3 protein-coding genes are annotated in these 8,761 nt (G+C 56.0%); all 3 read right to left on the reverse strand.

The annotated features are described in order from the left end of the window. Nucleotides 1-40: 40 nt before the first annotated feature. The 3 genes from QZ196_RS16410 to QZ196_RS16420 are packed head-to-tail and all read right to left on the reverse strand — an operon-like array spanning nt 41 to nt 8,275. Nucleotides 41-5,890: a filamentous hemagglutinin N-terminal domain-containing protein gene (locus QZ196_RS16410; protein ID WP_296428357.1), complete on the reverse strand. Its 5,850-nt coding sequence runs from the start codon at nt 5,888-5,890 to the stop codon at nt 41-43. A 22-nt stretch (nt 5,891-5,912) separates the two neighbouring features. Beyond that, the gene (locus tag QZ196_RS16415; protein ID WP_296428359.1) at nt 5,913-7,481 is read right to left on the reverse strand and encodes a ShlB/FhaC/HecB family hemolysin secretion/activation protein; all 1,569 of its coding nucleotides are present in this window, start codon (nt 7,479-7,481) and stop codon (nt 5,913-5,915) included. An 8-nt stretch (nt 7,482-7,489) separates the two neighbouring features. After that, nucleotides 7,490-8,275, reverse strand: coding sequence for a tetratricopeptide repeat protein (locus tag QZ196_RS16420; protein ID WP_296428361.1), 786 nt, complete (start codon nt 8,273-8,275; stop codon nt 7,490-7,492). Nucleotides 8,276-8,761 lie beyond the last annotated feature (486 nt).

Genomic DNA, 8,761 nt, shown 5'->3' on the forward strand with positions numbered 1-8,761 from the left:
GGACACGGTATCTCACGTCCCTTGAACCGTCTTTTTAGCATCATTCCACTATCACCATGATTTGGCGAACCCCATTGCCTCCTGATGATGGAATGCTGTCAATTACCAACTCCGATCCACCCCCTGGCAAGCCTTGCCCTCCGCCCAAGAACTGGTCGTTACCGCCAATCGGACAACGGGGGCACCTGCCAGCTATATCATCAACGAGCGACAACGTATTGTTGGCTTCTAAGCTGCCTGGGTTCAAACCTAGATCCGTTTCCAATTGAGCTGCTTGCTGGCGAGTAATTCTGATCTCAGTCGCATTGCTGGGGATTCGGCCAATCACGTTCTCAATGCTAGATACTTCAGTTACGAATGTACCATCGGCACCAATATGAGAGTAGCGATCCAGCGTCCTGTTCGGCGTAATGTTGGCACCAGTTTCAAACACATCATCTGCTCCCCCCTTTGTGGCCCTCACAAACCCCTTTGCGTCGTCAAGAGTTCCGATCACGTCACCGGCAACTTTAACCGTTGTGCCCGTGACTGCAATCGTCCCTGTAAAGGCACCGGGCGTCATGGCAAGCTCGTCAGCCAAGCCTAGAGCTAAGTTTGTTCGGCAAGTGTAGTCGGCAGCACAACGCAAGGCTGCCGGTCCTCCGAAGACGATTACGGCCGCACCCGCGCCCCCAGCTGCGCCAAACCCAAAGCCATTTAGGGTAATTTGCGTGTTCCGAGCGCCTGCTTGGCCGCCCAACTCAAGCAGTCGGTCTCGGAGCTGATCATTTCCAGAACCTTCGGCATAAACCGCGCGCGCAAGTACGCTATCAGGGTCCAGCGTGTTGTAGAACGCTAGATCCTCCGCCAAAATTTCCCCTAGTTCGTTATACACGCCGATGCAGCCCAGAGCATTGCCTTGCGCGCACAGCTGTTGGATCTGCAAATCCCGGGCCTCATCCAGAAGCGTCCATTGCAAAACTTCAGCACGGAGCTGGAGTATTTCACCTTCAGTGCACAATAGTGCTTCTGCGCATTCAGCCAACGCTTCTTCTGCCGCAATTTTTTCGATCGTTTCCAGATGCGAAAGGAAATTATTCACCACGCCCGACTGCGCGATTGATCCGCCGTTTGAGACGTTGCTGGCGAGGCCTGCTGAGGTGATATAGCCGACGGATGCGCCGATCAGTTGGGCTTGGTCGGCGACCTGTGCTTGCCATGCGGCATAGGCTGCAGTGTCGCTCTCATCCGGCGCGGTGTCGTCCAATGTCCCTGCGTATATGGATTGTGCGATCGCGGCTGCGGCGCCTGAGGCGCAGTTCCCGTCGAGCGCTTCTGCGGCGGCGCAACCCACCAACCCGTGCAGGGCTGCGTGGGCAAGGTCACCTTCTTGGTAAAGCCCTTTCGTGACCCCATCCCCGATCCCGTTTTGCAGATCGGCCATGGTGAGGCTGATCGCGCTGGAGCGCATGCTGGCCCCAAAGCTGTCAAGGAAATCGGTTTCATACACGGCCGTGCTCAGCCCCGAGGTAATCGTCGCATCGATCCCGGCTTCAACAAGCCGCGCGATGGTCAGGTTTTCGCCAAAACCAAATCCCATGGCCTTGAACGCCGATGTGTTTGCCCAGCCAACATCCTCAAAGCTACCACCAAAGCTGTCGAGATTAATCTCAGCGGTTAGTCCTGCGCTTACGGCAGCGAATGCTGCGGCGCCAAGGATTTCCCCCATGTCAATGTCGCCCGCAACCGCACCATCAATCACACCAACAATTGTGCTGGCCGCCGCCGCGTTTACGGCAAGGCCCATTGAGGTCACAGTGGCTGAGGTTGCCGCTGCAGTTGCTGTCGCAGCGGTGGCTTCAGTCACGAGCCCCAACTGCCCCGCCAGCCCAGCCGGACCGGCAAGCCCTTGGGTCACAACGATTGTGAGGAGTGCTTTGAATGCCGGGCTGAGCGCTTGTTGTTTATCGTAGAACTCATAGCTGACGAGTGTGATTGGGTCGTTGATTGTTGTGTCGCGTCCCAGGAGGCCTGCGATATAGGCGTATTCTGCGCCGTCCGCGCTAGTGGGCAGTGGTGAGAGGACTTGTGCGACGGTGCCGTCGTCCTCGGCCCAGTCGGTGTTGTCGCGCCAGTGCTCTTCTTCGTCCACATCGCTATCGTTGTTTGCGTCATCGCTTTGCTCATCCAGATAGACGCCCGCTAGATTGATCCGCCCATCGTCATCGCCTGCGACCCAAGCCGCCGGGTGGGCGCTATCAAGCAGCGGATGCCGTAGCCCCGCAAAGATGATCGGGCTGTCCGCGTCAAAGTTGACCCCGCCTGCGGCCACGATCCCATTATAGGTCACACGCTCGGCCATATCCTCGGAGCGGATGTCGGTCATGATGATGCCGTTGTCTTTGTGCTGGATCAGGGCTTGGTAATCCATATCGATCGCAGCAAGCAGATAAGTTGCGCCCGCAACATCCGTGTGGAACTGCCCGTCGATATTAAAATCAACTGCGGTCATCGTCAGGTCAGCGCCCGAGTTAATCAATAGATCACCAACTGTGTCGGCGCTAGCCCCTTGGGCTTGTGACGCGAGCGTGCGCAGGTCTTTGCTGTTCGAGATCAACCCCCAAAACACACTGCTACTACGGTAGTGTGATTCAGCGCGGATATCGACCGGCGCGTTAAATGCCGTGCTGCCATTGACCGAGATCAGCGCCAATTCGCCCGCAGCCGCATCGCCGTCCGCCGTGCCGCTGACGACAAAACGCGTCCCGTCGATCTGCAAATTTTGTGCTGCGACGGCGACGATTTCAGTTCCGCTCAGCGATGTGACCTGATGCGAGATATCCAAAACCTGATCGCGGGTTTGTTTCTTTTTGAAGCCAAAAAACGAACTGCTGCTGGTCGCGCGGTCGCTAAAATACATGTCCTGTGCAGCAGCCAATACCAGATCGCCATCACGCGCAACCATGCTGATGGCACCTGCCGCTTCAAGCGTTGCCGCCTCGAGCAAGATATCGTTTTGACCATCAGCATCACCCGATGACAGCAAGGTAATATCACCGCCCGATGTGATGGTGCTGGTCAGGTGCGTCAGGCTCTCAATGCGGTGGTGGTTCGATCCTGTCTCGTCACCTTTGGCGCGCGACAAGGCCAGCGCCCCAATCGTGATGTCGCCTCCAGCCACAAACGCAGCGCCGGACCCTGCCGATATATCTGCCCCAGCGGTCGTGATGTCATTGCTCGCGCGCAGCACCAATGTGCTGCCCGCCTCGATAGTCGATGGGCGTGCCGCGCGGTCTTGGCGGTCCAGTTCTGGTGCAGACGCATCGTCGCCTGTAAAGCTAGCCAAAAGAGCCGCCATGAACGCCGATGTTTCGCCATTGCGCAAGGTAACGACCTGATGTGCAGCGGTCTCGACATTGATGGTATCGGCGCTCACGAACACATCTTGCGCACTCAGCGTGCCGCTTGTGCTAAAGGTCCCCGTTGACACCACAGCAAGCCCATCTTGCGCGCGCAACGTGCCATTATTGCTAAAGTCACCACCGCGGAAGCTGACCTCGCGGGCGACAATCATCGCGCCATTCAGCCCCGCCAGACGGATTTCAGGGTTGGCCAGATAGACCTTGGGGGCCAGCACGGTTTGACCGTCGATCACCGTTTCTTCAAGCCAGATAATATCAGTGGTCAATGCACCGATTTGATCAGGCGTCAAAGCGACCCCAACCGTCAGGTCAAGGTTTTGCTGCGCATCAATCGCATTGTCATACATCGCTTGGATTTGCGCACGCTCATCCACGCCTGCAGTCAGGATCAATTGCCCAAGCAGCGCCAGCAGTTGTTTGCGGATATACAGCGCCTCGGCATAGGCATCGCCAAACCGTTTGAGTTCGGGGTCATATTCAATCGCCGTCAAAAAGTAGTCAGACGATACAAACTGATCTAGATCAACAAATTCATCGCGGGTTTCGACCAAAAAGTCAGCTGTCGGATCGGTGTTCACGATCAAAAGCGCAGAATCGCCGATAGACCCGGACACCGTGTCAGCAAGGTCAACACCGGCACCGGCCTCGACCACAACATCATCTGCCGCCGCACCGTTTTGGGTATAGCCTGATACATTCGCGCTCAGCGTGCCACCGGCCTCGATCGTGCCGAACACAGCGCCTACGAAGGTCAGCCCAGTAGGGCTCCCAGCTGTCGGTTCATAGATATTTGCACCAATGTTTTCCAATGATGCGGCCGTGATCGCAATATCGCCAAATGCCGTGATCTGGCTGTATTGGTTCACAAGGGTGTCACCCGTTAGCGTGATATTCCCAGCCGAGATAATCTGCGCGGCTTCTCCTGTCACCGTGACAGCGCCCGCCAACACAAGCGGATCAGTGCAATCATCACCCGTGCAAGTCGCATCACCGAGATCGTCTGGATCAACCGTATAGGCGTCATCAACAACGGGCGCCGCGCGCGTGTTTAAAAAATCCGTCGCGGCAATGGTGATATTGCCTGTAATGGTTTCAACGCGGCCCGCGTTTTGGTTGGTAAAACTGGCTGCGCGCGTGACCGTCGTCCCACCAATGTTGATATTGCCATTGGCAACAATTTCACCGCCATCGTTTAAAATTGCCCCATCGCTGCGCAACGCAATCAAGCTATCGCCAAACATTAAGCCGCTGTTGGTGATGCCATTCGCGGTCACGTCCAATGTGCCACCCGAAGACGCCAATGTGCCATCATTGGTCACGCTTGCTGCGGTCACGGTCGCATTGCCTGCCGCAATCACATCCGCCGCAGTGGCCACCTGAACAGCGCCTGTCACATCGATATCAAGCGCTGCCCCGCTTGCAATTTCTGCGCCTGTGCCAACCGTCATATCATTGCCAACCGTCAAATCAGCCGCCACATCCGCGACCAGTTTGGCATTCGCCGCCAAAACCAAATCTTCGGCCGTGGTCACCTTCACATTTTGTGTCGCAACAACCGTGCCTTCAATTTCAACGTCACTTGTTGTGCTGGTCGCCGTGATGCTGCCCGTCGCACTTGCGCTGCCCATGACCAGACGACCATCGGCGGTGATCATCATCTCACCCGCGTTTGCCGCCATTTCTGTCGGGGCACGTACGCCCACGCCATCTTCGGTCGATGTGATCGTGATGGCATTGGCATACATGCCGCCCACAACAGTGGAATCAATCGCCAGTGTCGGGGCCGTCGACCCATCATCGACCTTTTCAATGACTTCACCCGTGGCGTAAATCACGTCATTGCGACCCGCGATCACACGAATGCGTTGCCCATGCACCGCCCCAGCAACTGTGATCTGACGCGAGATCAGATCAAACCGCGTCGTATCCGTCGCATCAAGCCCGCCGCCCAAAATATTGACAGCCCCACCATCCACCGAGAACCCGGTGAATGTATTGCCGTCATAAGTCGCGCTGCCCGTCGTGACCGTCAGACGGTCAGTATTGATAAACCCGCAGCCATCGCAGGTGATCCCATAAGGGTTCGCGACAATCACATCCGCGCGGTCACCACCAACCTCAAGATAGCCGTTCAAGACCGACGGATTGGTGCTTGTGACCTCGTTGATGATGACCGAGGCCGTGCCGCCCGCAAGGTTACTATTGCCTTGCACGATCCCGCCAAGCTGGGTGGTCGCGGTGTTTTCGCCAACGTTATTGAGGATCGCGCCATCGGCGCCCACGCTAAATTCAACAAAAGTATTATGCGACACGCCATTTGCATCCGGCGTGCTAATCATCACCATCGTCGTGCCGTTGGCGGCTTCAATCACCACCGGGCCATTGTCATCAGACACAATAGATTGCGCCATAATAGGCTGCGCCGAGATCAAGAAAATGCTCAACCAGCTGGTGAAGATGTGGATCGCTTTGTTCAATCGGCGTTTCATAAAGATTATCCTAAAAGAAACTTCAAAAATTGGTAGATATAGAAAGAAGCGCAATGCCGTCAGGCGGTGTTGCGCCGTTTGGCATCGTCAAAACCTGTTGCCAGGCCAAATCAATCGCAACAGTGCTACCGACCGTCCGCAATCCAACAGCACCGCCCACAAGCGGCTTTGCCTGATCGCTGTCATCAACCTCGACAACCCCGGCATCAAGACCACCATAGACCTGCAAAGCACCAATCAATGTCGGCAATGGCATCGGCGTTGTCCACGACACATCATTGCGCCAAATCAACCCTGTGTCGCCGCTAAATAGCCCGGCGTCGCTGGTTTCATAATCATATGTTTTGGCCCCACGCACCGATGAGAGGCTACCAAGCCCCATGCGATACGCGCCATAAAGCGTGTCATCGCTCCATTGACCGCGCAATGTCGTGGACGCGTTGATATTGCCGCCTTCGCGCGCCCAGCCATGGCTATACCGCAGTTCAAAATCAACCAGCGCAAACTGCGGGTTTGGGCCCACCAACGGATCAGCTGCAACCTCTGCATCAAAGGCATCAAGCCCCTGTTCATACCCCAGCCGCGCCGCAAAATGGCCGCCCCAAAGGCTGCGTTCATGGTCAAGGTCAAGGCGCGCGCTTGCCAATGTGCGGCTGGACGCGTTGATCTCAATCTCGGCGATCCGGTTCACATTATCGCGCCAGTTCACAACACCCGTCACGCTGGTTTTACTATTTTGATTGCGGTGAACCACACGCGACAGGCTGATATCGGCGGTATCTGTCCACCCATCTGTGCCAATGCTCGTGATCGGGCCCAATGTGTCGGTCTCATAATAGGAATGCTTGTAGTTTCCCTGCAACGTCCAAGGCCCATACGGCAGGCGCAGCCCGGCACCATAATTCAGGGTGGCAGCACCACCCGTGTCAGACCCCAACGGGTTCGCCTCGGCGCCGCGCGATATGTTGAGCGACCAAGTCTCATTCAAACCCAACAGGTGATCATAGGCCAGATCAGCCGTGGCGTTATACTCACCGCTGCCCGGCGTGCCGTGGTTGTTCGCACCAAACCGCGCGGTCCAGCGTTTTTCAGCGACCGCATCCACATCCAAAATCGACTGTCCCTCGGCCTCTCCGGCGGTGATCTCCATCGTCGCGGTATAAGCAGGCATGCCGCGGATAATATCCAAACCCTGTTCAATATCACGCAGGTTCGCCGTTTGCCCAATCAGCCCCGGAAACGCGATCTTTTCCCACAACGGACGGGCCTCGCCATTAAACCGAATGCCCGCGAGTTCGCCTTCGACCACGGTAATATCCAAGCCCCGGTCCGCGATGTCTTGTTCCGGCAGATAGGCGCGCGCCGTGATATACCCACGGTCCACATACAGGAATGTCACCGCCTCAAGCGCCGCATTGATCTGCTCCATACCCAGACAATTGCCCGCAAACGGGGCGACAGCCGCCGCCATCTGCGCATCACTGATAATGGTCGCGCCAGAGACATCAATCGTATCGATCGGCAGACAAAAGCCCTGCGCCAGTGCCGGTTGCGCCGCGATGATCGCTATAGGTCCAATAAACCACCGCATCTGCGTGGTTACTCGGCTTCAGCCAAGATACGTTCTTCGGTCCAAGCGCGCGCCATAGCCTGACCCGCTTCGATATCCGCCGCGCTCAAGCCCGCCTCAAATTGATCACGCCAAACCGCTGCCTCAGATAGCCCACGTACAACAGCCAAATTCGCATACGCATAAGCCGCCACAGGGTGGGTTTCTGACACCAGCTTGGCATATTCAAACATACCACCCGCGTTACCCAGATCAGCCGCCTGTTTAAAGTGCGTACCCGCAGCACTGATATCGCCCGCGTCCAAGGCTGTCTGCCCCAGCACATTCATCGCCAAAATATTGCCTTGATCCGCAGAGCGCTGCCAATAGTCGATAGCCTTGGCCTCATCTGCAGGAAGGCCGCGTCCGATTTGATAGGCCAAACCGCAGTTCAATTGCCCATCCGCGTCACCCGCCTCGGCCGCGGCACACAACAGGCGTGATCCCTCAACGTAGTCACGCAAAAGCACCCGGCCTTCGTGATGCATCAGCCCCAAACGCACCTGCGCCTTAACCGATCCCGCATCCACAGCCGCACTATAAAGGTTCGCAGCCCGCATTTCGTCTTGCTCAGTTCCAAGGCCCAGCTCAAACAAACGACCCAGATAAAAAGCGCCTTCAGGCACACCAGCCTCATAAGCCGCCGCAAATTCCGTCGCCGCAGACGCAACATCGCCCGCATCCAAAAACGCAATCCCATCAGCAACATCAGCAGAGACAGACATGGCAAAAGAAAAAGTCGCAACAAAGGCAGAGGCCATAACATTCAAACGCATCAATGAATTCCTTAAAAATTAGTTAACAAAACCAAAATCAACCAAGGCGAGTAACGTCAACCGAAGATTGAAGCGGAGCGGGCAGAAAGGGTCAAAAGTGATGCAATGGCGCAATCATTGATAGCTTGAAGTAGATCAATGAGGGCTATTCATCAGATATTGACCGTAAGGAGGAAACAGCCACAGAGCAGGTAACCCGCAGACAAAACACATACGAGAATCGCAATAATATTGCCCGCCGTACGCAAGAAACTTTGGTGAACCTACCAAGAACTATCGCCCGTCAAGTTTACAAATACGGCATAAGGTATGTGTCACATCCCGGAAGGTAGTAAGGCTGTTTCTTGAACAACTCCGGTTTGAGTTTGCGCCAGTCCTTCATAGCTTGCAAGGGCGGCTTGCTATCCAAGGCTGATTGCGGAAGCTGCTGATTGTACAACTGAACGCCAGAACACCCACGTTATCGATCGGCGCGAGGTTCTATAT

The organism is Yoonia sp. (genome assembly GCF_017854565.1).
Taxonomy (GTDB): domain Bacteria; phylum Pseudomonadota; class Alphaproteobacteria; order Rhodobacterales; family Rhodobacteraceae; genus Yoonia.

Coding starts and splice junctions, on each gene's coding strand:
- QZ196_RS16420 (WP_296428361.1), bottom strand. CDS start 8,275: ATGCGTTTGAATGTTATGGCCTCTGCCTTTGTTGCGACTTTTTCTTTT.
- QZ196_RS16415 (WP_296428359.1), bottom strand. CDS start 7,481: ATGCGGTGGTTTATTGGACCTATAGCGATCATCGCGGCGCAACCGGCA.
- QZ196_RS16410 (WP_296428357.1), bottom strand. CDS start 5,890: ATGAAACGCCGATTGAACAAAGCGATCCACATCTTCACCAGCTGGTTG.